Annotated in this window: 24 protein-coding genes; 11 read left to right on the top strand and 13 right to left on the bottom strand. The window is 66.6% G+C overall.

The genetic code is table 11. The features are described from left to right. Nucleotides 1-56: 56 nt before the first annotated feature. A complete protein-coding gene (locus BSP_RS12555) occupies nt 57-404 on the top strand; it encodes an ArsC family reductase (protein ID WP_054766034.1) in 348 nt (115 codons plus the stop codon). On the opposite strand, the gene BSP_RS12550 is transcribed toward BSP_RS12555, so the two are convergent. Further along, nucleotides 397-1,227, bottom strand: coding sequence for an endonuclease/exonuclease/phosphatase family protein (locus BSP_RS12550; protein ID WP_191554106.1), 831 nt, complete (start codon nt 1,225-1,227; stop codon nt 397-399). The genes BSP_RS12555 and BSP_RS12550 overlap by 8 nt on opposite strands. A gap of 13 nt (nt 1,228-1,240) precedes the next feature. After that, nucleotides 1,241-1,480, bottom strand: coding sequence for a DUF2188 domain-containing protein (locus BSP_RS12545; protein ID WP_054766033.1), 240 nt, complete (start codon nt 1,478-1,480; stop codon nt 1,241-1,243). 185 nt (nt 1,481-1,665) lie between these two features. Between BSP_RS12545 and BSP_RS12540 the strand changes: the two genes are divergently transcribed. From BSP_RS12540 to BSP_RS12500, 9 genes are all read left to right on the top strand, one after another. Next, nucleotides 1,666-2,061, top strand: coding sequence for a DUF6249 domain-containing protein (locus BSP_RS12540; protein WP_054766032.1), 396 nt, complete (start codon nt 1,666-1,668; stop codon nt 2,059-2,061). 21 nt (nt 2,062-2,082) lie between these two features. After that, the gene (locus BSP_RS12535) at nt 2,083-2,637 is read left to right on the top strand and encodes an RNA polymerase sigma factor (protein WP_152950553.1); all 555 of its coding nucleotides are present in this window, start codon (nt 2,083-2,085) and stop codon (nt 2,635-2,637) included. Beyond that, nucleotides 2,627-3,028, top strand: a complete 402-nt coding sequence (locus BSP_RS12530; RefSeq protein ID WP_054766030.1) for a hypothetical protein — start codon at nt 2,627-2,629, stop codon at nt 3,026-3,028. Before BSP_RS12535 ends, BSP_RS12530 begins: the two co-directional genes overlap by 11 nt. 57 nt (nt 3,029-3,085) lie before the next feature. Further along, a complete protein-coding gene (gene panB / locus BSP_RS12525) occupies nt 3,086-3,922 on the top strand; it encodes a 3-methyl-2-oxobutanoate hydroxymethyltransferase (RefSeq protein WP_054766029.1) in 837 nt (278 codons plus the stop codon). 79 nt (nt 3,923-4,001) lie between these two features. Next, nucleotides 4,002-4,736: a tetratricopeptide repeat protein gene (locus BSP_RS12520; RefSeq protein WP_054766028.1), complete on the top strand. Its 735-nt coding sequence runs from the start codon at nt 4,002-4,004 to the stop codon at nt 4,734-4,736. Nucleotides 4,737-4,759: 23 nt separating this feature from the next. Continuing rightward, complete coding sequence (locus tag BSP_RS12515; protein WP_054766027.1) at nt 4,760-6,139, top strand: PQQ-binding-like beta-propeller repeat protein; 1,380 nt, start codon at nt 4,760-4,762, stop codon at nt 6,137-6,139. A 31-nt stretch (nt 6,140-6,170) separates the two neighbouring features. Further along, nucleotides 6,171-7,790 carry a ribosome biogenesis GTPase Der gene (gene der, locus BSP_RS12510; RefSeq protein ID WP_054766026.1) on the top strand — a complete coding sequence of 540 codons (1,620 nt, stop codon included), beginning with the start codon at nt 6,171-6,173 and terminating at the stop codon, nt 7,788-7,790. Between the two features lie 4 nt (nt 7,791-7,794). Further along, complete coding sequence (locus BSP_RS12505) at nt 7,795-8,286, top strand: NUDIX hydrolase (RefSeq protein ID WP_054766025.1); 492 nt, start codon at nt 7,795-7,797, stop codon at nt 8,284-8,286. A 221-nt stretch (nt 8,287-8,507) separates the two neighbouring features. Beyond that, a complete protein-coding gene (locus tag BSP_RS12500) occupies nt 8,508-9,134 on the top strand; it encodes an isoprenylcysteine carboxylmethyltransferase family protein (protein WP_054766024.1) in 627 nt (208 codons plus the stop codon). A gap of 37 nt (nt 9,135-9,171) precedes the next feature. Here BSP_RS12500 and BSP_RS12495 read toward each other — a convergent pair whose 3' ends face one another. From BSP_RS12495 to rpsF, 11 genes are all read right to left on the bottom strand, one after another. Further along, a complete protein-coding gene (locus tag BSP_RS12495; RefSeq protein ID WP_152950552.1) occupies nt 9,172-9,924 on the bottom strand; it encodes an SDR family NAD(P)-dependent oxidoreductase in 753 nt (250 codons plus the stop codon). Nucleotides 9,925-10,012: 88 nt separating this feature from the next. Next, nucleotides 10,013-10,327, bottom strand: coding sequence for a hypothetical protein (locus tag BSP_RS12490; protein WP_152950551.1), 315 nt, complete (start codon nt 10,325-10,327; stop codon nt 10,013-10,015). A gap of 9 nt (nt 10,328-10,336) precedes the next feature. Beyond that, complete coding sequence (purF, locus tag BSP_RS12485) at nt 10,337-11,842, bottom strand: amidophosphoribosyltransferase (RefSeq protein ID WP_152950550.1); 1,506 nt, start codon at nt 11,840-11,842, stop codon at nt 10,337-10,339. 27 nt (nt 11,843-11,869) lie between these two features. Further along, nucleotides 11,870-12,466 (bottom strand): CvpA family protein, encoded by a 597-nt coding sequence (locus BSP_RS12480; RefSeq protein ID WP_054766020.1) that lies wholly within the window; start codon nt 12,464-12,466, stop codon nt 11,870-11,872. Nucleotides 12,467-12,494: 28 nt separating this feature from the next. Then, a complete protein-coding gene (gene radA, locus BSP_RS12475; RefSeq protein WP_152950549.1) occupies nt 12,495-13,874 on the bottom strand; it encodes a DNA repair protein RadA in 1,380 nt (459 codons plus the stop codon). Between the two features lie 93 nt (nt 13,875-13,967). After that, on the bottom strand, nt 13,968-14,999 hold the full coding sequence (gene alr / locus BSP_RS12470) for an alanine racemase (protein WP_152950548.1): 1,032 nt from the start codon (nt 14,997-14,999) through the stop codon (nt 13,968-13,970). A gap of 39 nt (nt 15,000-15,038) precedes the next feature. After that, nucleotides 15,039-16,529: a replicative DNA helicase gene (locus BSP_RS12465; protein WP_054766017.1), complete on the bottom strand. Its 1,491-nt coding sequence runs from the start codon at nt 16,527-16,529 to the stop codon at nt 15,039-15,041. A 160-nt stretch (nt 16,530-16,689) separates the two neighbouring features. Then, nucleotides 16,690-19,164, bottom strand: coding sequence for a TonB-dependent siderophore receptor (locus tag BSP_RS12460; RefSeq protein ID WP_152950547.1), 2,475 nt, complete (start codon nt 19,162-19,164; stop codon nt 16,690-16,692). Between the two features lie 346 nt (nt 19,165-19,510). Continuing rightward, nucleotides 19,511-20,095 carry a 50S ribosomal protein L9 gene (gene rplI, locus BSP_RS12455; RefSeq protein WP_054766015.1) on the bottom strand — a complete coding sequence of 195 codons (585 nt, stop codon included), beginning with the start codon at nt 20,093-20,095 and terminating at the stop codon, nt 19,511-19,513. A gap of 1 nt (nt 20,096) precedes the next feature. Next, entirely contained in the window at nt 20,097-20,375 is a 279-nt protein-coding gene (gene rpsR / locus BSP_RS12450) for a 30S ribosomal protein S18 (protein ID WP_054766014.1), read from the bottom strand. A 12-nt stretch (nt 20,376-20,387) separates the two neighbouring features. Beyond that, nucleotides 20,388-20,777 carry a 30S ribosomal protein S6 gene (rpsF, locus tag BSP_RS12445; protein WP_054766976.1) on the bottom strand — a complete coding sequence of 130 codons (390 nt, stop codon included), beginning with the start codon at nt 20,775-20,777 and terminating at the stop codon, nt 20,388-20,390. Nucleotides 20,778-21,063: 286 nt separating this feature from the next. Here rpsF and BSP_RS12440 point away from each other — a divergent pair, with 286 nt between their 5' ends. After that, on the top strand, nt 21,064-22,656 hold the full coding sequence (locus tag BSP_RS12440; protein WP_152950546.1) for a carboxyl transferase domain-containing protein: 1,593 nt from the start codon (nt 21,064-21,066) through the stop codon (nt 22,654-22,656). The last annotated feature ends 204 nt before the right edge of the window (nt 22,657-22,860 follow it).

Genomic DNA, 22,860 nt, shown 5'->3' with positions numbered 1-22,860 from the left:
ACCCATCTGGCGCGGCCTTCTTTCCTCGGCTAAGGCGCGGGGTGAAGGAACTCGCCATGACCCCGACGCTTTACGGCATACCCAACTGCGACACTGTCAGAAAGGCGCGCGTCTGGCTGGAACAGCATGGCGTCGATTATGTTTTCCACGACTATAAGAAGGCGGGGATCGATCCCGTGCGCCTGGGCGGCTGGGTCGATGAACACGGCTGGGAGGCGGTGCTGAACCGCGCCGGCACGACCTTCAAGAAGCTGCCAGATTCCGACAAGGCGGGCCTGAACCGAGACAAGGCCGTCGCCCTGATGATCGCCCAGCCGTCGATGATCAAACGGCCCATCCTGGACCTGGGGGATCGGCGGCTGGTCGGGTTCAAGCCAGAGCTTTACTCCCAGGTCTTCAGTTGAAGGCGACGGTCGCGGCGACCCCGAAATGGTCTGACGGATATTCTCCGCCGGTGGGCTGAACCCCGAACAGATGGGCGGCGGCGGGGGTGAAGAAGGTCCGCTCCACGAAGATGTGGTCGATGACCCGGTTCGGGTGCCCCTTGGCCGGATTGAGGGTCGTCTCGGCCGCGCCGGCGGGCAGGGCGCTGATGAAACGCGGGCCGGTCAGAGCCGCCAATCCCGGATCGTCCTGGGCGGCGTTGAAATCACCCATGACGATCAGCGGCGTCCCGTCCTGAGGCAGCCAGGACAGCAGATGACCGATCTGGCGGGCGCGCACGGCTCCGGCGTCCTGCTGCCAAGCCAGGTGGGTCACGACGACGTCGACGGGCCGGCCGCCGACGGACAGGCGCAGACGCAGGGCCGTGCGATAATCGTCCAGGGGCTCCAGCCGCACCGAATCGCGCGCCAGTACGGGCAGGCGAGTCAGAAGCGCGCTGCCGTAGCGGCGCCGCGCGCCTTCGGGATCGGTGGAGACGAAGGCGACCTGATAGCCGCCCAGTTCGCGCGCCAGGGTTTCGGCCTGATTTTCCAGCCCCTTGTCCGCGTCCTCCAGCACCTCCTGCAAGGCGATGACATCGGCGTTCTGAGCCCGGAGAGCCGCGATCAGAAGCGGCCGCCGCGCGGGCCAGTTCCCCATGTCGTGCCAGATGTTGAAGGTCGCCAAGGTCAAGGACGCGGTCGGCTCTGGAGCGGAGGACCGTCCGCCCAAGCCGCCGTCGGACGCGCAGGCGGCGAGCGGCGCGGCGGCTGCGGCGGCGAGGAGGACGCGGCGTGAGATCAAGACCGTCTTCGCCTCAATCTTCGACATCGGTGACCGGCCGGTCGTGGCCGTCCGCCGTTTCAGTCACCCAGCGACCGTCGGCCGTTTCATATTCGATGGCGGCGTTCTCGTCCGGAACCTTCTGTTCCCGCGAGGCCTGGACGGCCGCGGCCTTGGCCGCCTCATGCGTGGGATAGGTTTCGGAATAGGTGTCGCCGACCCTATAGGCCCAGCCCCCGTCGTGTTCGACGATCCGGTAGACGACATGGGCCATGGGGCGCTCCTTAGAATGACAATGAAGACGACCCTAGCGGCCTCGGCCGGATGCGTCAGCCGCCTTCGTGAGACAGCTTACCGATATTTCATCTGGGCTCCCGCATCCGTTTGAGCGGGCCGGCGCCTCTTGTGATCAGAAGGCCGCCGCATCAGGCTGTCACAACGGATCAAAGAGAGTTTGTCATGGAACTGACGCCCATCTTCATCGTCTTCATCGTCTTCGGCTCCATCGTCGCCGTGATCGTGGGTCCCTCCTATCTGAAAAGCCGCGAGCGCACCGAGATGCAGCTGACCGTCCGCCATGCTGTGGACAAGGGCCAGACGCTGCCGCCCGAACTGATCGACGCCATGACCAAGGACGTGCAGAAAAGCCTGCCGTCGCGGACCAAGGACATTCGCAAGGGCGTTCTGAGCCTGGCGGCCGGAGCAGGCTTGGCCGGTTTCGCGCTGATAATCGGTTCGGCGCACCGCGACTTTGGCTCAAACGGCCAAGAAGTCTTGCTCGGTCTGTCCTGCATCCCCGCCGCGATCGGGATCGCCTTCATCATCCTGGGCTTCTTCAACCCGAACAAGGCCTGACGTCGACCGGAGGGGGACGTCATGAGCAAGTCCTTACGCGATCTGCACGACGTGGAGCTGGCCGCCCAGGCGGCGGCCGGCGGACGGCGGGAATATGGCGAACTGGTCCGGCGGCACGGTTCGGCGGTTCGGGGGCTGCTGCGCCGCATGGGCGCGGCGCCGTCCCTGGCCGACGACGTCGCCCAGGACGCCTTTCTGCAAGGTTTTCAGCGCTGTTCGGAATTTCGGGGGCAGGGGACCTTTGCGGGCTGGATCAAGAAGATCGCCGCCCGCCTCTATCTGAAGCGCGTCGCCCGCGAAGCCCGCTATGTAGCCGAGGCGGAGGCCGATGAGGCGGCGCCGGCTCAGGATCAGGCCGGCTCCATGGATCTGGACGAGGCGCTGAGGACCCTCAGCGAAACGGAAAGGGTCTGCGTGTCCCTGTGCCACGGCGCGGGGATGTCTCACCCGGAGATTGCGGCAGCCATGAATTTGCCACTCGGCACGGTGAAGTCACATGTCAAACGTGGTCTGGATAAACTCCGCGCGCGGTTGCAGCCCGTGGCGGCGGACGGGAGGTCGCTCCATGTCGGCTGACGAATTCGATCCGATGATCGAGCGCCTTTTTTCGCGCACTCCGACTCTGGCGGACGAGGCGCTGTTCGTGGCCACCTTGCAGGCCCGGCTGGAGAAGCGGTCGCGCTGGCGCGGTCTGGCTCTGACGGCGGCCGGCTTGGTCGGCGGCGTCCTGGCCGTGCGGGAGGGCGTGAACTTCAACTTCAGCGGCGACCCCGACACGACCCTGACGCAGGGGGTGCGGACCGCCGCAGCCGCGGCCCAGGGCGCGGCCCAGACAGGCTTGGACAGCCTGGGACTTGGGTCGATCGACCTGATGGGCGGCTCAGGCATGCTGGCCTTCTGGATCGCGGCGGGCGCGGTGGCGGCCCTGCTGGCGGCGGGAGCTGTGAAGCTGTCGCAGGACGTCTGAGGGTGACTTGCGTCCTCGGCGCGCCTATCTGACGCCCCTCAGGTCAGGAGGCGCCCGATGTCCGTTCATGTTCAAGAGACCGTCAAACGGATTTCGGTCCCCGACATCGCGGGACGAAAGGGCGGCGCGCCGATCGTTTGCCTGACCGCCTATGACGCTCCGATGGCGGGGCTGCTCGACCCCCATTGCGACGTTCTTCTGGTCGGCGACAGCGTGGGGATGGCGGTGCACGGCCTGCCCAACACCGTCGGCGTCACCCTGGACATGATGATCCTGCACGGTCAGGCGGTGGTGCGTGGATCGTGCCGGGCCCTGGTGGTGGTCGACATGCCCTTCGGCTCCTATGAGGGAGGCAAGGAAGCGGCTTACGACAACTGCGTGCGGGTGATGAAGGAAACCGGCGCCCAGGCGGTCAAGCTGGAGACCAGCGTCGAATTGGCCGAAATCGTAGCCTTTCTGGTGAGGCGGGGCATTCCGGTCATGGGGCATGTCGGCCTGCGCCCTCAGGCGGTGCTGGCCGAGGGCGGTTTCCGAGCCAAGGGCCGTACAGACGTCGAGCGGGATCGGGTCCTGGCGGAAGCCAGGGCCACGGCCGAGGCCGGCGCCTTCTGCATCGTCATCGAGGGCGTCGCCGAATCGCTGGCGCGCGAGATCACCGAGACCCTGGACGTTCCCACCATCGGCATCGGCGCCTCGGCCGCCTGCGACGGCCAGGTGCTGGTGGTCAACGACATGCTGGGCCTGTTCGACTGGGCGCCGAAGTTCGTGCGGAAATACGCCGATCTGCGCACCGAGATCGACCGCGCGGCCGCCGCTTTCGCCAATGATGTGAAAACCCGCCGTTTTCCTGCCGAAGTCGAGACCTACTTCTCGAAAAAGCCGGCTTCGCCGTAACGGACGACGTTGCGGGCGAGGGGCCGACCTTCTAGGGTCCGCGCCGGTTTGCTTTTTGCGATTTTGGGGCGACGTTTCCGTGGTTGATGTCTTCGAACAGGTCGAGGAGGAGCTTCGCTCCGACCGGTACAAGCGCCTGGCCCGCACCTGGCTGCCCGTCGTGGGCGCCGTTCTGGTGGTTGCCCTTGTCGCCGCCCTGGGCTGGTGGGGCTGGGACAGCCTGAACTCGAGCAAGGCCGCCAAGGCCGCTGAGGCCTATGATCGCGGCATGGAGGCCCTGCGGGCCGACAAGCCCGTCGATGCGCGCGCCGCCTTCGAAGAAGCGGCCAAGGAAGGCAACGGCGCCTATAAGGTCATGGCCCTGCAACAACAGGCGGGGCTGGCGGTCAGCGCCAACAAGATTCCGGATGCGGTTCGCCTGTTTGACGAGGCGGCCAAGGCATCGGGCGATCCAATCCTTTCGGACCCGCCAGCCCTCAAGGCCGCCTTCCTGGTGATGGATACGGCGCCCCTGGCCGATCTGGAGGCGCGGTTGACGCCCCTGGCCGAGGACGATCGCCCGCTGCACGCCTTCGCCCAGGAAGCCCTGGCCCTGGCGCGCCTGCAACACGGCAAGACCGATGAGGCGCGTGAAGCCTTCGTTCTTCTGCAACTGGGCCAGGACGTGCCCGACGACGTCCGCCAGCGCGCCAATATCGCCGTGGCCACGATCGACGCGGGCACGGCCGGCGCCCTCAAGGCCATCGTCGATGCGGCCAAGTCGGCGCCTCCGCCGGCCGCCCCCGCTCCGTCCACCGCCCCCGCTCAACAGTGACGACCCCCGACAGGACGCCCCCGATGAACCGAGTTCTGAAAGTCGCGCTGATCTGCGGCGTCGCCGCCACCATGGCCTCCTGCGGCGCCGTCAGTCGCAACCTGCCCTTCGGTCTGGGCAAGAAGGGCGATCCCAAAGCGACGGCGTCCGAAGGCCAGCGCATCTCGGTGCTGGAGTTCGAACAGCAGCTGGCGCCCTCGGCGGCCTTGTCCGGTCGGACCTATTTCCTGCCGGGTCCGCAGGCCGCGACGGCCTGGACCCAGCCGGGCGGCACGGCGGAAAACCTGGTCGAACACGTCATCGCCGCGCCGGACTTCAAGATCGCCTGGAAGCGCGACATCGGCCGCGGGTCGGCCCGCGTCGGCAACGTCATGGCGCCTGTCGTCGCGGCCGACGGCAAAATCTTCGTGCTGGACGGCGAATCGACCGTCTCGGCCGTTTCCGCCGACACGGGCGCGGTTCTGTGGAAGACCGACGTGAAGAACGGCGAGCGCGACCGCAACGGCGGCTTCGGCGGCGGCGTCGCCGTGGCCGGCGGCAAGGTCTTCGTTTCCTCCGGCTATCGCTCCATGACGGCGCTGGACGCCAATACCGGGGCCGTCGCCTGGACTCAGCCGGTGGACGCCCCCATTCACGGGGCGCCGACGGTGGTCGGTTCGCACGTCTTCGTCGTGGACGTGGACAGCCAGCTGTTCGCCTTCGACGTCGACACCGGCGCCCAGGACTGGACCTATCGCGGCATCGCCGAGCCGGCCCGTGTGATGCGCGCCTCCAGCCCGGCCGTGACCGGAAACACCGTCATCGCCCCCTTCGCCTCGGGTCAGCTGGTGGCGCTGAGCGCCCTGAACGGCCAGTCCCTGTGGGAACAGACCCTGTCGCGCACCAGCCGCACCAGCGCCCTGTCCGAGGTCCGCGACGTGGCCGGTCGCCCCGTGATCAGCCGCGGCATGGTCTTTGGCGTCAGCCATTCGGGCGTGCTGTCGGCCCTGGACCTGCGCTCGGGCCAACCCAAATGGCAACTGCCGGTCACGGGCGTGAACGCGCCCCTGCCGGTCGGGGACGTGGTCTTCGTCGTGTCCAAGTCCGGCGAGCTGATCACCGCCAATCGCGACACCGGCCAGATCTACTGGACTCGCGAGCTGAATGAAGGCCGCGCCCGCAAGGTCGGCGGCTTCCTGCGCTTCGGCCGTCGCACCATCACGCCGCAGTGGTCCGGCCCGCTGCTGGCCTCGAACCGTCTGGTGATGGTCAACTCCTACGGCGAAGCGGTCGCCTTCGATCCGAAGACGGGCGTCGCTCAGACGACGTTGAAGCTGGGCGCGCCCGCCTATATCGCGCCTGCGGCCTATAACGGCGCCCTTTATGTGCTGACCGACACCGGTCAGCTGATCTGTATCCGCTGATTTTCAGCCAGAATTACGTTAGAAGGCCGACATGGCTCTGAAGGTCGCCATCGTCGGCCGCCCCAATGTGGGCAAATCGACACTGTTCAATCGTCTCGTCGGCAAGCGCCTCGCGCTGGTCGACGACCGGCCCGGCGTGACCCGCGACCGGCGCTATGCCGACGGCAATATCGGCGACATGGACCTGACGCTGATCGACACGGCCGGCTATGAGGACGTCACCGACGAAAGCCTCGAGGCGCGGATGCGCGAACAGACTGAGGCGGCCATCGACGACGCCGAACTGATCCTGTTCATGATGGACGCCCGCGAAGGCGTGACTTCGCTGGACCGGATCTTCGCCGAACGCCTGCGCAAGGTGCACAAGCCGATCATCCTGCTGGCCAACAAGTCCGAGAGCCGTGAGAGCGGCGGCGGCGTGGGCGAGGCGCACGCCCTGGGTTTCGGCGAGCCCGTCGCTATCTCCGCAGAGCACGGCGAGGGCATGGCCGACCTCTACGCCGCCCTCCGCGCCGGTTCGGAGGACATCTTCGTCGAGGAGATCGACGAGCCGGACAAGCCGATCCGTATCGCCGTGATCGGCCGGCCCAACGCCGGCAAGTCCACCCTGATCAACCGTCTGATCGGCGACGACCGGCTGCTGACGGGGCCGGAAGCCGGGATCACCCGCGACTCCATCTCGGTGGACTGGACGTTCGAGGGCAAGAACATCCGCCTGATCGACACGGCCGGGATGCGGCGCAAGGCCCGTGTTCAGGAGAAGCTGGAGAAGCTGTCGGTCGCCGACACCATCCGCGCCATCACCTTCGCCGAGGTGGTGATCCTGGTCATGGACAAGGACGACGCCTTCGACACCCAGGATCTGCAGCTGGCCGATCTGGTCGAGCGGGAAGGCCGCGCCCTGGTCTACGTCGCGTCGAAATGGGACCTGGAAGACGAACCCCAGTCGCGGCTGGCCAAGCTGAAGACCTTGGCGGAAGACAAACTGCCTCAGTTGAAGGGTTCGCCCTTTGTGGCCCTGTCTTCCCACTCGGGGCGGGGCGTCGATCGGCTGATGCCGGCGGTGCTTCAGGCCTATGACACCTGGTCGGTCAAGGTGAAGACCAAGGATCTGAACACCTGGCTGTCCATGGCGACCCAGCGGCACCCGCCGCCCGCCGTGGACGGCAAGCGGATCAAGCCGAAATACATCGCCCAGACCAAGGCCCGTCCGCCCACCTTCGTGCTGATGGCCAATCGGGCCGAGGCCATGCCGGATCACTACAAGCGCTATCTGGTGAATTCGATCCGGGAGAGCTTCGACCTGCCGGGCACGCCGATCCGCCTGAACGTCAAGTCCAGCGGCGCCAATCCCTATGCCGAGGGCGGCGCCAAGTCCGGCCCGGAACGCTACAAGGGCGACGCCAAGACCGCGCCGCGCCGCGTCAAGAAGGCCGAGAAGGAAGAGGCCTTGTCCAAGCTGCCCGGCAAGGCGCTGGAGCAGAAGAAGACCCGCAAGGCCCAGCCCAAGGTGCTGGGCGGCCTGAAGGCCAGCGCGTCCAAGAAGGCCGGATCGTCTGTTGCGATCCAGAAGGGCGCGCGCGGCGGGGCCCGTCAGGTGTCGCGCTCAGGCCGCATCCGCACCGGCCAGAAGGGCGGCGCCAAGAAGTGACCTCATGAGCGAGGTCGCGTCCGTCCTTCCCGACCGGCCGACCTCGCGCTGGCTGATCCTGGACGGGCAGGGGCGGGTGCTGCTGTTCCGCTTCGCCTTCGCCGACGGCCCCCTCGCCGGATCCGAATTCTGGGCCACGCCGGGCGGCGGCTGCGATCCGGGCGAGACCTACGAGGACGCCGCCCGCCGCGAACTGTTCGAGGAGACGGGCCTGATCGTCGCTGATCCGGGCCCCCAGGTCGCCCGCGTCCGCGTCAGCTTCCGCCTGCCCGACGGCCGCATGGCCGACGTCGATCAGCGCTTCTTCCTGCTCCGCAGCGACGACTTCGACCTGTCCTCCGCCGGCTGGACCGAGACGGAGCGGCGCGTCCTGGCCGAGCACCGCTGGTGGAGCCTCGACCAGATCCGCGCCTCCACCGAGACGATCTGGCCCCAGGAACTGGCGGACATTCTGGAGCGGCTGACGCCGATGGCGAGGGGTGTTGATCAAGGCTAGGGTCTTGGTCCGCCTCGTTCGCCATGCCCGCCCTGATCGTCGCCATCCTGCTGAGCCAGCCTGTGGATCAGACAGGCTGGGCGCGGGGCAAGCACGGGAATTGCGGCTGTCTGAAGTTCCCTCCGATGGCGTCCTTTTTCGAGAGGGATATTCGTTTGCAATCATAGGGCTTGCAGCAAGGCCCACTGCGGCGCTTGATCCCTGGAGGATAGGAGAACACCATGACGACATCCCCGATCTTCGATCTTCAAGCGGTGCAAAAGGTGCGTAAGGGCGCCGTGCTCGTCGCCCTGCTGGGTCTGGTGGGCCTGACGATGGTGTCCCAGTCCGCCACGGGCCTGGACAGTCCGCTTCACGAGGGCGTCGAGGCCGTGGGTCTGGCCGCGATCGTCTTCGCCATCGTCGGCCGGGCCTGGTGTTCCCTCTATATCGGAGGGCGCAAGAAGGCCGAGATCGTCTCGCGCGGCCCCTATTCGATCAGCCGCAATCCCCTCTATATCTTCAGCTTCTTCGGTGCCTTCGGCGTCGGCGCCCAGAGCGGCAGCCTGACGCTGGCGGTGCTGTTCACCCTCGCGTCCGTGGCGGTCTTCTATCTGACCGTTCGCCGCGAAGAGGCATGGCTGGGCGCGACCTTCGGCGCCGCCTATGCCGATTACAAGGCGCGGACGCCTCGTTTCCTGCCTGACTTCTCCCTCTGGCGGGACGAGCCAGAGCTGTCGGTGCGGCCCAACTTCTTTCTGACCACGATTAGAGACGGGCTGGTTTTCCTGCTCGCCATACCGCTGTTTGAGGCCGTCGACCTGGCCCAGGCCCAGGGCTGGTTGGCTACGCTGGTGCGCCTACCCTGATTGGCGGCGATCAGAAGGGCTCTGGCCTCGCATGACTTCAGACCAGAGCTTCCGTCGTTAACCCGGCCTTCCAGTCACGGAATCGGATCGTCGGCGGAGGCGTCAGGTCGCCTCGCGCCAGTTCGACCACCAGGGGACCGATTTCCGATGGATGGGGCACGGTCTGCGGGTCTTCTCCGGGGAAGGCCTGGGCGCGCATGGCGGTGCGCATTCGGCCCGGATCGACGATGCTGACGCGGATCGGGGTGCTCTCCACCTCGTCCGCCCAGGCCTTGATCAGAGCTTCGGCGCCTGCCTTGGTGGCGGCGTACATGCCCCAGAAGGCGCAGGGCGTCGTCGCCACGCTGCTGGTGAAATGGATCGCCCGCCCGGCGTCCGAGGCGCGCAGCAGCGGCTCCAGCGAGCGGATCAGCCGGTAGACGGCCGTGAAGTTGACCTTCTCCACCTTGGCGAACTCGCGCGGGTCGGCGTGGGCCACCGGCGTCAGGCCCGACGGCCCCATGGTCGCCGCCGCCTGGACCCAGACATCCAGCTTCTTGAACCGTTCGAAGATCGCTCCGCCCAGCCGGTCGATGCCGCCCCCGTCGACCAGGTCAAACGGGACCAGGGTGGCGTGTTTGCCGGTGGCGGCGAACACGGCGTCATCCAGCTCTTCCAGTCCGCCCTGGGTCCGGGCCGTTGCGACCACGTGCGCCCCGGCCTTGGCCAGGGCGAGGGCGCTCTCATAGCCGATGCCGCGCGAGGCCCCGACGACGAGGGCGATACGGTCTTTGAGGGGCAGGTCTGACATCCGCCATGATTAGCGTGCGTTTGCGGCGGCCGCCAAGCGGGATCGAGCGTGCGGCGATCACAGGCTGAAGCTGACGCCCTGATGTGACTCAGTTTCCGCCGAACGCTGCTTTAGCGAGGCCGTATGACGCCTTAGTGGCGACCAAGATCATCACCAAACCGACGCCCAGCCAAACCATCGACGGCACGCGAAAGCGGCGCTTGCCGAAGAGCAGATGCCCGGCGCCCACGCCCGTCGTCAACCCAGCGAGGGTCGAAGGCGATAGTGCGGACTGGTTTGCCGCCAGGATCAGGTTCAAGACGAAGAACATCCCGACAATCGCCAGAAGGCGGTCGCCAAGCCTGATCAGGACGAGCCTCCCCTCCTGCAGTTGGCTGTTTTGAACTGGGTTGTGCGCCATCAACCCGTGATATCATGCGCTGACCAGCAGCGAAAGCTGTCGGGCTGAAAACTCCCGGCCGCCTTCCTCGATCTCCCGGTCCAGCAGGCGGGTGGGGTAGTCGCCGGTGAAATAGTGGTCGGTGAACTGGGGGGCTTCGTTGTTGCGGCCGGGCTCGCCCATTGCCTGATACAGGCCGTCGATGGACAGGAAGCCGAGGGAATCGACCTCCAGCATTTCGCGCATCTCCTCCAGCGTCTTGTTCGCCGCCAGAAGTTGCGCCCGTTCGGGCATGTCGATGCCGTAGAAGTCGGGGAAGAGGATCTGCGGGCTGGCCGAACGGAGGTGGACCTCCTTGGCCCCGGCCGCCCGGACGGCGCGAACCAGTTTGACCGAGGTGGTCCCCCGCACGATGGAGTCGTCGATCAGCACGACCCGCTTGCCGGCTAGGGCAGACTTGTTGGGGCTGTGCTTCATCCGCACGCCCTTCTGCCGGGCGCCCTGGCTGGGCTGGATGAAGGTGCGGCCCAGATAGTGGCTGCGGATGATGCCCATCTCGTAGGGGATGCCGCTCTCCTGGGCATAGCCCAGGGCGGCGGGCACGCCGGAATCGGGCACCGGCACGACGATATCGGCGTCCACGCCCCATTCGCGGGCCAGGCCGCGTCCCATCTCCTTGCGGACTTCATAGACCGAACGGCCGTTCACGACCGAGTCGGGACGCGAGAAATAGACGTATTCGAACAGGCAGGGGCGAGCGGCGCGCGCGGGGAAGGGTTTGATCGATTCGACGCCGTTCTCGTCGATCACCACGACCTCGCCGTGTTCGACGTCGCGCACGAAGGCGGCGCCCATCATGTCCAGGGCGCAGGTTTCCGACGCCAGGACCCAGGCCTCGCCTATCTGGCCCAGCACCAGGGGGCGGATGCCCAGAGGGTCGCGCGCGCCGATCATCTTGTGACGGGTTTGGGCCACCAGGGCGTAGCCGCCCTCGATCCGCGCCAGGGCGTCGATGAAGCGGTCGACGATCTTGGCCTTACGGCTGCGGGCGATCAGGTGAAGGATGACTTCGGAGTCCGAGGTCGATTGGAAGATGGCGCCTTCGCTGACCAGCTGGCTGTGCAGGGATTTGAAGTTGGTCAGGTTGCCGTTGTGGGCGATGGCGATGCCGCCCTGGTCCAGGTCGGCGAACATCGGCTGGATGTTGCGCAGGAAGGACCCGCCGGCGGTGGAGTAGCGAGTGTGGCCGACAGCCGCGCGACCGGGCATGCGCGTCATCAGGTCGGCGCCGCCGAAGGCCTCGCCCACCAGCCCCTGATGGCGTTCGGTGTAAAAGCGTTCGTCCTTGATGCTGGCGATGCCGCAGGCTTCCTGGCCGCGATGCTGAAGCGCATGCAGGCCCAGGGCGACGACGGCGGAGCCTTCGTCTTCATCCGCGCCCCAGACGCCGCAGACACCGCACTCCAGACGGAGCTGATCATCCTCCGGCTCGCGCCAGTGCTCGCGGTGAACGACGGGATCGGCGATATGGTGGCGCATCGTGGGGCTCCGATGACCGGGGGAAACTTACGGGGCGGCTTCGCGCGGCGAGTTAGTCTCGGATTGCGTCCGAGGCAAGGCTTCGTCGTTCGAAAACCCTTTGCGCACGGATGAATCCACCACAGGCGTGATCGCATCGGCGCCGCGCCCGATGCCGGGCAGGACGATCTGAATGGCGCGGGCGCCGACGGCGCTGACCTTATAGAGCGCCGCCTGGGTCAGCCATTTCGGTGTCCGTTCGCCCGGCATGGCGGCCACGATGACCAGATGGACGGCGCCCAACAGGACCAAGGCCCGCCCTGCGCCGACGAACACTCCGATGAACCGGTCGATTCCTCCCAACTGCGGATGGGCCTGGGCCTGTTTGGACAGGAAGGAGCCGAAGATGCGGATGCCGAAATAGACGACCATGAAGGTCACGATCGCCGCCAGGATCGTCCCGGCCCAGTCGGGATTGACCAGGGCCCGCCCCAGCATGGCCGTCCAGGGCAGGGTCACCAGGGCGATCAGCGCCGCCAGCAGGGCGCTGAGCAGGGTGATGATCTCGCGCACGCCGCCGCGCACCCAACCGGCGGCGGCGGAGAACAGGATCACCACTATGGCGAAGACGTCGTAACCGGTCACTCAGAGGTCCAGAAACTGTTGCGCCCGTCTAATAGCGGTTTTGCGAGATTCGTTCGACCACATCCGTCAAACGCGTCGCCGACGTCACCTTGACCCCGTTTGTCTTCCCCGCGCTCTGGGGCAGGGGCGGGCACAGCAGATGGTCGAAGCCCAGCTTCTGAGCCTCGCGCAGCCGCGCCTCGGCTCGGCCCACGCTGCGCACCTCGCCCGACAGGCCGATCTCGCCGAAGACGACGCAGCCCTGGGGCAGGGGCATGTCCAGGGCCGAGCTGATCAAGGCCGCCGCCGCCGCCAGGTCCGCCGCCGGCTCGTTGATCCGCAGCCCCCCGGCGACGTTCAGATAGACATCTTTGTCGCCGAAGCCCAGGCCGCACCGGGCCTCCAGCACCGCCAGCAACATGGCCAGGCGACCGGAGTCCCAACCGACCACCGCCCGCCGCGGCGTGCCATAGGCGGACGGCGCCACCAGGGCCTGGATCTCGACCAGAACGGGCCGCGAGCCTTCGATCCCGGCGAAGACGGCGGCGCCGGGCGCCCGGTCCTTGCCTTCGCCCAGGAAGAGGGCCGAGGGATTGGCGACTTCGCGCAGGCCGCTGTCGCCCATTTCGAACACCCCGATTTCGTCGGTGGCGCCGAACCGGTTCTTGCCCGCGCGCAGAATGCGGAACGGATAGCCGCGCTCGCCCTCGAAGGTCATGACGGCGTCGACCAGGTGTTCGACCACGCGCGGCCCGGCCACCTGGCCGTCCTTGGTGACGTGGCCGACCAGGACGACGGCGATCCCTTGCGTCTTGGCCAGTCGGACCATTTCGCCGGCGCAGGCCCGGACCTGGGTGATGGAGCCGGGCCCGCTCTCATGAACGTCGGACCACAGGGTCTGGATCGAATCGACGATGACGATGTCGAACTGTTCGCGCTTCAGCGTGCCCAGGATGTCGCGCAGCGCCGTCGCCGCCGCCAGATTGACCGGCGCCTGGTCCAGCCCCATCCGCTTGGCCCGCGCTCGGATCTGCTCGACGGCCTCTTCGCCCGAGATATAGGCGATACGCCCGCCGCGAAGCGCCGCCTTCGCCGCCACCTCCAGCAGCAGGGTGGACTTGCCCACGCCGGGATCGCCGCTCAGCAGTATGGCCGAACCCGGGACAACGCCGCCGCCGCAGACCCGGTCGAACTCGGCCACGCCCGTCGTGATGCGGGGCGGTTCGGGCGTGTCGGACTGAAGGGTTTCAAACTGCAGGCCGCGTCCGCGCGCCGAAGCGGCCGCCGAAGGCTTGATCGCGCCCGGCGGCGCGGAACGGCTCTCTTCGGTCAGGGTGTTCCACTGCCCGCACGATGAACACTGACCCGACCACTTGCCGTGGACCGAGCCGCAGGACTGACAGACGTAGAGGGCGGAATCGCGAGCCATGGACTTCCTTAGCAGAGACAGCCGACGTCGGGTGACGGGCCGAGCTTTGCGCCTTCATCGTCCTCTTCTACGTCAGTCGCGGTCGCATTCGCCTCAATAGGCGCGGGGCACCCGGTCGCTGATTGCAGTCAACAGTTCATAGCTGATGGTCCCGGCCGCGGCCGCCGCCTCATCCAGATGACGGTTCGCGCCGAAAAGCTCGACCCGATCGCCGACCGCGACGTCCAGGCCGGTGATGTCCAGGGTACAGACGTCCATCGACACCCGGCCCAGCAGAGGGCGGATCTCGCCCGACACCCAGGCGGCGCCGCCTTGTCCATAGGCCCGCATGACGCCGTCGGCATAGCCCGCAGCCACCACGGCCGCTCGCACGGGACGGTCAGCGACGAAGCCTCTGGAATAGCCGATGCTTTCCTCCGCCCTGACGTCTCGGACCTGCAAGACCTCGGCGGTCAGGGTGGCGACGGCGGCGATCCTGTCGTCCGGCCGACCCTGCGGCCCGCCGCCATAGAGACAGACGCCGGGGCGCACGGCGTCGAAGCTGTAGTCCCGCCCCAGAAAGCAACCGCCCGAATTGGCCAGCGATCGCGTGATGCCCGGATATCGCGCGGCCGCCGCCGTGAAGGCGTCGCGCTGGCGCCGGTTCATCGGCTGGTCCGGTTCGTCGGCGCAGGCCAGGTGGCTCATGATCAGATCGAGGCCCTCGAACGGCTCCGGCGCGTCTTCGGGGCGGAACCCCAGCCGGTTCAGGCCGGTGTCGATCTGGATGCCGCAGGCGCCGCCGCCGACCTGGCTCCAAGCCTGCATCTGTCGGGGCTGGTTCAGCACTGGACGCAGGTCCGCCGCCTTCAGCACGCCGGCCGCCCCGTCGTGGCAGCCGTCCAGCACATAGATGACCGGCGCATCGCCCAGCGCCGCCCGCAAGGCCAGGCCTTCATCGGCGCGGGCGACGAAGAAGGTCCGCGCCCCCTCGGTCATCAGCCGGGTCGCACAGGCCTCGGCGCCCAGCCCGTAGGCGTCGGCCTTGACCACCGGATGAACCGGCGCGCCGGTCACGGCTTCCAGCGTGTGGAAGTTGCGGGCCAGGGCGTTCAGATCGACGGACAGCAGGGCGGGGGAGGGCATGGCGGCCTTATGGCGCAAGTCGGCGGTTAGGGAAGAGCCCTATTCGTAGCTGACTTCCTCATAGCCGTGCGCCAGGTTGCCGAAGCGGACCGTGTCGGCGTCGAAGGCCAGTTTGACGATGCCGATCGGGCCGTGGCGCTGCTTGCCGATGACGACCTCGGCCTGGCCTTGCAGCCGGTCCATGTCCTGCTGCCATTGCAGGTGTTCCTCAGTGCCTTCGCGCGGCTCGGCCCGGCCCAGATAGTAGCTCTCGCGATAGACGAACATCACGCAGTCGGCGTCCTGTTCGATCGAGCCGGACTCCCGCAGGTCCGACAGCTGGGGCCGCTTGTCGTCGCGCTGTTCGACCTGACGCGACAGCTGCGACAGGGCGATGATCGGGACGTTCAGCTCCTTGGCCAGGGCCTTGAGGCCGCCGGTGATCTCGGACACTTCCTGAACGCGGTTCTTTTGCCCGCCGCCTTCGCCGGTGGTCACCAGCTGCAGATAGTCGACGATGATTAGGTCCAGCCCGTGCTCCATCCGCTTCAGCCGCCGCGCCCGGGCGGCCAGCTTGGAGATGGAGATGCCGCCGGTGGCGTCGATGTAGAGGGGCGCCTCGCCGATTTCGACCGCCGCATCGCGCAGCTTGCCGAAGTCCGAAGCGTCAATCTCGCCCTTGCGCAGCTTGTCGGAGGAGACGCCGGACGCATCGGCCAGGATCCGCATGGCCAACTGTTCGGCGCTCATTTCCAGCGAATAGAAGGCGACCACCCCGCCGTTGACCGTCTTGCGGCCCTCCGGCGTCGGCTCCCATTGATAGGCGCGGGCCACGTTGAAGGCCATGTTGGTCGCCAGAGCCGTCTTACCCATCGACGGGCGTCCGGCGAGGATCAGCAGGTCGGACGGGTGCAGGCCGCCCAGTTTCCGGTCCAGATCGTGCAGGCCGGTGGCCAGACCGGCCAGCTTGCCCTCGCGCTGATAGGCTTCCGCCGCCATCTGAACGGCGCCGGACAAGGCGTGAGAAAAGCTGACGAAACCGGACGAGGGCTTGCCCGTCTCTGCCAGCGAATAAAGGGTCTGTTCGGCCTGTTCGATCTGTTCGTCAGCGGGGACGTCCGGATTGGGCGCCTCCTTGATGATCTCGCCGCCGATGCGGATCAGGTCGCGGCGCAGGGCCGTGTCATAGACGACGCGGGCGTAGTCCGGGGCGTTGGCCGCCGGCGGGGCCCGGTCCACCAGATCGGCGAAATAGCGCAGGCCGCCGAACTCCTGAAAGGCGGGGTCCTGTTTGAACCGCTCCATCAGGATGGTCGGCTCGGCCAGCATGCCCTGACGGATGTGATCCTCGATGGCGTCGAACAGCCGCTGGTGGAAGGGCTCGTAGAAGTGGGAGCCGCGCAGACGGTCGCTGAGACGCTCGAACACCCCGTTGTCGAACATCAAGGCGCCGAGCAGCGCCTGTTCGGCCTCCAGGTTATGAGGCATGGAGGCGACGCCGTTGGAGTCCAACGGGGAGGACGAGAAGGGCAGGGGGGCGAAGGCGTTCATTGTCTTAACGCTCTATCCCTCACACGCGCCTGCGTCAGTCGCGGACGCCGCCGCGACGGTGGACAGATCGTCCCCCCTGTGGGTGAAGTGAATCCGTCGTCTGCGGGGCTCGTGGATTCGACGCCGGGGCGCGCAACTGAGCGCGCCCCGGCCGAACGCCTCAGAAGCTGTAGCTGAGACGAGCGTACAAGAACCGCCCGTTGAAGCCGAAGGGCGAATAGCTCGGGAAACCGACCGAGCCGGTGGCGCCGTTCAGAGTGGTCGGCGTGTAGGTCGGGTATTCGTCGAACAGATTGTTCGCCCCGACGGCCAGACCGACCCCGTAGGGGAACTGATAGCGGGCTTCCAGATCGAAGAGAGTGTGGTCGCCGGTCTCATAGTCCAGTGTCGAGGCGTTATTGGCGACCAGGACGCTGGCGTAGTAGGTCGCCTTGGCCGAGACCGCCCAATCGCCCAGGGTCCAGTCCAGTCCTCCAACCACCTTGGTCTTCGGCGTGCCATCCTCGAAGGCCAGAATGTTGGACCGATCGAACAGGAAGTTGGGAGAAACGGGGATCGACAGGCCGGCGGGCGTGCCCGGCGTCTTGTCTACTGTCGTCTCATTGTAGTTCCCCGCCAGGGTGAAGTCGAAGCGTCCGAAATCCGTCGGCAAGCGATAACGGCCGACGACATCGACCCCCTGGGTGGTGGTGTCCACCCCGTTCAGGAAGAAGCGCGCCGCGCTGACCCCAAAGGGCGCCAACAGGGTCTGGACCGCCGTAGTCGTGGCCGCCGACTGGCTCGGGCGGGTTGTACCCAGGCTTTCCGAATAGATGATCCTGTCCTCCACCTCGATCTGATAGGCGTCGACCGTCAGTTCGAAGCCGCCAGAGCGGAATACGGCGCCCAGCGAATAGTTGATCGAGGTTTCCGGCTCTAGCGGCTTGGAGCCGAGAGCCAGGGCGACCGGATCATCGACGCGGAAGGTCCCGGCCTGGATCAGGCTGGTGGTGGGCACCCCGCCGATGACCTGTGTAACCAGATTGGTCGCCGTATAGCTGAAATACTGTTGCTGAAGCGCGGGGGCATGGAAGCCTGTAGAAACCGCGCCGCGCAGCGCGAAGGCGGGCGAGAAGTCATAGCGCGCCGAGATCTTGCCGGTGAACTGGTCGCCGAAATCGGAATAGTCCTCGTAACGCCCGGCGACGCCGAAGGTCAGGGCCGGGGTCAGCCGACCTTCCAGATCAACATAGGCGCTCCAGTTGTTGCGGTCTTCATCGGCCTCGTTCGAGGGGGCAAAACCAGGGAAGCCCTGGGCGCCCGCGCCGCCTGTCCCGCCCGTTCCGCGATTATAGGAGGCCGGTTCGCCAGCGTAGACTTCGAAACTTTCGGTCCTGTATTCGAGCCCGAACGCGACGTTCAGCGGTTCGATCAGTCCGGCCTCAAGCGGTTTCACGCCATCGATGCCCAGGGTGAGCTGGTCATATTTCAATCCGCCCGCGTTGAACTCTCGCTTGGACCCCGCCCCGTATGAGGCGTTCAGGGAGTTGGTGACGCGGTAATCCAGCGAGTTGCGGCCATACCCCACCGACAGGTCCCATTCGATCCCGGCCGCCTCGCCCTTGACCCCGCCGTACAGATTGCGATCGACGATCTCGGTGTTGATCAGAGGCAGAAAGCCGTTCGGATAGATGGCGACGACATTGTTAGCGTTGTTGTAGGCGCGGGCGGTGGCGCCGGATTCGCTTTCCTTGTGCTGGATTCCGCCGAAGGCGTAGACTTCCCAGTCCGCACTGATCGGTTTTCCGGCGTTGAACCACAGCGACTGCGACTCCACGGCCGGGTCGCCGAACCGGCCCAGCACAGTGGTGGTCGAGGTGTTGCCGACGACGGCCGAGGGGGCTGCATAGTCGGAGCGGTTGGTCGGATCGCGTTTTTGCAACTCGCCGGATACGGTGACGAAGCCGTCCTCGCCCAATGGCAGGCCGACCCATCCCGACAGAGAGGTCTGTTCACCGTCCGTCGCCTCGTGCGATCCGCGTGCGGTGTCATATTCGGTGTCGTAGCGACCGTAGTTCAGTGTCAGTCCGCCGCCTTCACGCGCTTGGCGCAGGCGCAGGTTGATCACGCCGGCCATGGCGTCCGAGCCGTACTGGGCCGAGGCGCCGTCGCGCAGCACCTCGACCGACCCCAAGGTCACGGACGGGATGGTGTTCAGGTCGAAGGCGGTCGAGCCCCGCCCCAAGGCGCCGTTGACGTTGACCAGGGCGCCGACGTGGCCGCGTTGGCCGTTGATCAGCACCAGGGTTTGATCGGGCGCCAAGCCGCGCAGGGTCGCGGGACGAACATGGTCGGAGCCGTCGGAGATGGCGGGGCGTGGAAAGTTGATCGAAGGGGCGGCTGCGGCGAGGGCGGCGGCTGTTTCCGTGCCCGTGCCGGTGCGGGTCAGGGTCTCGCCTGTGATCACGTCCACAGGCGCTATGGTGTCGAGCCTGGTCCGCCCCGCCGTGCGCGTGCCGGTCACGACGATCTCGCCGATATCCGCCGCATCATCGGTCGAAGGCGGCGCCTCTTGGGCGAAGGCGCACGGCGCCGACATCAACGCGCTGGTGGAGGCGAAGGCCAGCAGAACGGAACGACCGGAAATCAGCGTCATGACTATCCCCAATGACAGCGACCAGTGGTCTTGGACGGCGACGGCCGCGATAACGACGTCCAGGGCTTAGTCGGCGCAAAAAATCACTAGGAAACAGCCAAAAATCCAGCCCAATTGGAATGTGTTCATCGCTAGAGTTGATGGTCAAGGCAAGGTTGTGCGCATGGCGTTCCCTCATGCCGAAGTGGGACAATCTGTTGCAAACTTGTCATACGATGGGCTCGCGCCCAGAGCTTGGTTCGGATCGCTCGGCCAGCAAAAAGGGCGCGCTCCGTTCGGAACGCGCCCTTGATGTCTCGACGATTCGCCATGGATCAGGGCGGGCCCCAATCCGGCGGGGTCAGGATCAGGCTTCGTCGCCGAAGCCTTCCTGTTGACCGGCGCCGCCTTCGATCAGCTCCTGGGCCGATTGCTCGGCGGCCTGGCGCTCATCATCGAACTGGCTGCGGATCACGTCCTCGCCCTTGGCTTGGCGCTCGGCCTCGTCCATGGAACGGGCGATGTTGATCTTGACCGTAGCGCGGACCTCGGCGTGCAGGCGGACCGGCACTTCGTGGACGCCCAGGGTCTTGATCGCCGTGTTCAGGACGACCTGCGAACGTTCGACCTTGCCGCCTTCGGCCTGGATGGCCTCGGCGACGTCGCGACCGGCGACCGAACCGTACAGTTGGCCGGTTTCACCGGCCTGACGGATCATGATGTAGGTCTGGCCGTCGATCTTGTCGGCGATCTTCTGAGCCTCGGCCTTGTTCTTCTCGTTGCGCTGCTCGATGGCGGCGCGGTCGAGTTCGAAGGCCTTCAGATTGGCGGCGGTGGCCCGGCGGGCCTTGTCGCGCGGCAGAAGGAAGTTGCGGGCGAAGCCGTCCTTGACAGTGACGACGTCGCCGATGGCGCCGAGGTTCTCGACGCGTTCCAGCAGAACGACCTTCATCTTACTTCACCACATACGGCAGGAGGGCCAGATAGCGGGCGCGCTTGATGGCCTTGGCCAGTTCGCGCTGCTTCTTCTGGGAGACGGCGGTGATGCGCGAAGGCACGATCTTGCCGCGTTCGGAGACGTAGCGCTGCAGCAGCTTGACGTCCTTGTAGTCGATCTTCGGCGCATTGGCGCCCGAGAACGGGCAGACCTTGCGGCGACGATAGAAGGGGCGGCGGCCGGCGGAGCCGGAGCCGGCCGGGGCGCCCGGGGTGGGGGCAGTCGTGTCGGTCATGATCCGGTTTCCTTATTCGGCGTCTGCGGCGTCGGCGTCGTCACGCGGGGTGCGCTCGCGTTCACGCTCGCGTTCGCGCTCGCGGCGGGCCAGAAGCGGCGACAGTTCCAGGTCCAGTTCCTCGACGCGGACGGTCAGCCAGCGCAGCACGTCTTCGTTGATCGACAGCTGACGCTCGACCTCGGCCATGGCGGCGGGAGGGGCGTCGACGGCCAGCAGCGAATAGTGAGCCTTGCGGTTCTTCTTCACGCGGTAGGTCAGGTTGCGCAGACCCCAGTACTCGATCTTGGCGACGGAGCCGCCGCCTTGCACGATCAGGTCCTTGATGGTGTCGTTCAGCGCTTCGGCCTGTTGCGCCGAGATGTCCTGGCGCGTCATGACCGTGTGCTCGTAAAGAGCCATGCGGTAGTCTCCCTTGTAGGCGTCGGCGCGGAAACGACCGGGTAAGTCGATCTCCACGATGGCTCCTGGCGCGGCGGCGGGACCGGTTGTCCAACCCTTTGGCGTTCCGCGTCAGGACCGAAGCCCTGGAAAGCGGGGGCGTATAGGGGAAAAGGCGGGAACTGGCAAGGACGGCGGGCGTCGGGGGTGAAAAGCGCCTGTGAGCAGGAGGCGAGCCTTCACCGCGCGCCTCGGCGCACTTCTCACTCACTAGCGCTTTTCGCCAACCGCCCCTAAACCACCCCCCATGCCGAAGCTGACGTCAGCGGTCGATCCGCAAAGCCCCAAGTACAAGTCCCTGCACGCGCATAACAGCGCCCTGGTCGCCGAACTTCGCGACCATGTGGCCAAGGCCGCGCGCGGCGGCTCCGACAAGGCGCGCGAGCGTCACGTCGCCCGCGGCAAGTTGCTGCCGCGGGATCGGGTGGAGCGGTTGCTCGACCCCGGTTCGCCTTTCCTGGAGATCGGCCAACTGGCCGCCCACGGCATGTATGACGGCGAAGCGCCGGGCGCCGGCGTCATCGCCGGGATCGGGCGTGTCTCAGGGCGCGAGGTCATGATCGTCGCCAACGATCCGACGGTGAAGGGCGGCGCCTACTTCCCCATGACGGTGAAGAAACACCTGCGCGCCCAGGAGATCGCCGAGCAGAACCGACTGCCGTGCGTCTATCTGGTCGACTCCGGCGGGGCCAACCTGCCGCACCAGGCCGAGGTGTTTCCCGACCGCGACCATTTCGGCCGCATCTTCTTCAACCAGGCGCGGATGAGCGCCAAGGGCGTCGCCCAGATCGCCTGCGTCATGGGCCTGTCCACCGCCGGCGGCGCCTATGTGCCGGCCATGTCGGACGAGACCGTGATCGTGCGGAACCAGGGCGCCATCTTCCTGGCCGGCCCGCCGCTGGTGAAGGCCGCCACCGGCGAGGTCATCTCGGCCGAGGAACTGGGCGGGGCCGAAACGCACGGCCGCCGCTCGGGCGTGGTCGATCATGTCGCCGAGAACGACGAACACGCGCTGGAGATCGTGCGGTCGATCGTCGCCAATCTGAACACGACCAAGGCCGTGGAGCTGGATGTGCGCGAACCCCGCGCGCCGGCCTTCGATCCGGCCGAACTGTATGGGCTGATCCCGGAGGACGTCCGCGCGCCCTATGACGTGCGCGAGGTGATCGCCCGTCTGGTCGACGGGTCGGAGTTCGACGAGTTCAAGGCCCTTTACGGCTCCACCCTGGTGTGCGGCTTCGCCCGCATCTGGGGCTATCCGGTCGCCATCCTGGCCAACAACGGCGTCATCTTCTCCGAGAGCGCCCAGAAGGGCGCCCACTTCATCGAACTGGCCTGCAAGCGCAAGATTCCGCTGCTGTTCCTGCAAAACATCTCGGGCTTCATGGTCGGCGGCAAGTATGAGGCGGGCGGCATCGCCAAGGACGGCGCCAAGCTGGTGACGGCCGTCGCCTCGGCCGAGGTTCCGAAGTTCACCGTCCTGATCGGCGGCAGCTTCGGGGCCGGAAACTACGGTATGTGCGGCCGCGCCTATTCGCCGCGCTTCCTCTTCACCTGGCCCAACAGCCGGATCGGCGTCATGGGCGGCGAACAGGCGGCCAGCGTCCTGGCCACCGTCCATCGCGACGCCGAGACCTGGTCGCCCGAGGAGGCCGAAGCTTTCAAGGCGCCGATCCGTCAGAAGTATGAGGACGAAGGAAATCCCTATTACGCCACCGCCCGCCTGTGGGACGACGGCGTCATTGATCCTGCGCAAACCCGGGATGTGCTCGGTCTGGCTATATCGGCGAGCCTGAACGCCCCGATCCCGGAGACGACCTTCGGCCTGTTTAGGATGTAGCATAAGACGGCTGTACTTCTCGCAGGGCGCCTCATATCGTCGGTCTATCAGATTTGGGGATCTTTATGCCGACGGTTACGCCCGCCCAAGTTGCAGCCAAGCTGGCTCCAATCCTTCGCTTGCATTCTCAGGATCCGCATCGGCCGATAGCTGTCGAGACATTTCTCAGCCGCTGCCAGTTGGTCAGCGGTAGCGGAGAACTTT

This window comes from Brevundimonas sp. Bb-A, assembly GCF_009394735.1.
Lineage (GTDB): Bacteria > Pseudomonadota > Alphaproteobacteria > Caulobacterales > Caulobacteraceae > Brevundimonas > Brevundimonas aurantiaca.
The sequence above is the reverse complement of the archived record's forward strand: the minus strand, read 5'-3'. Positions and strand labels throughout refer to the sequence as shown.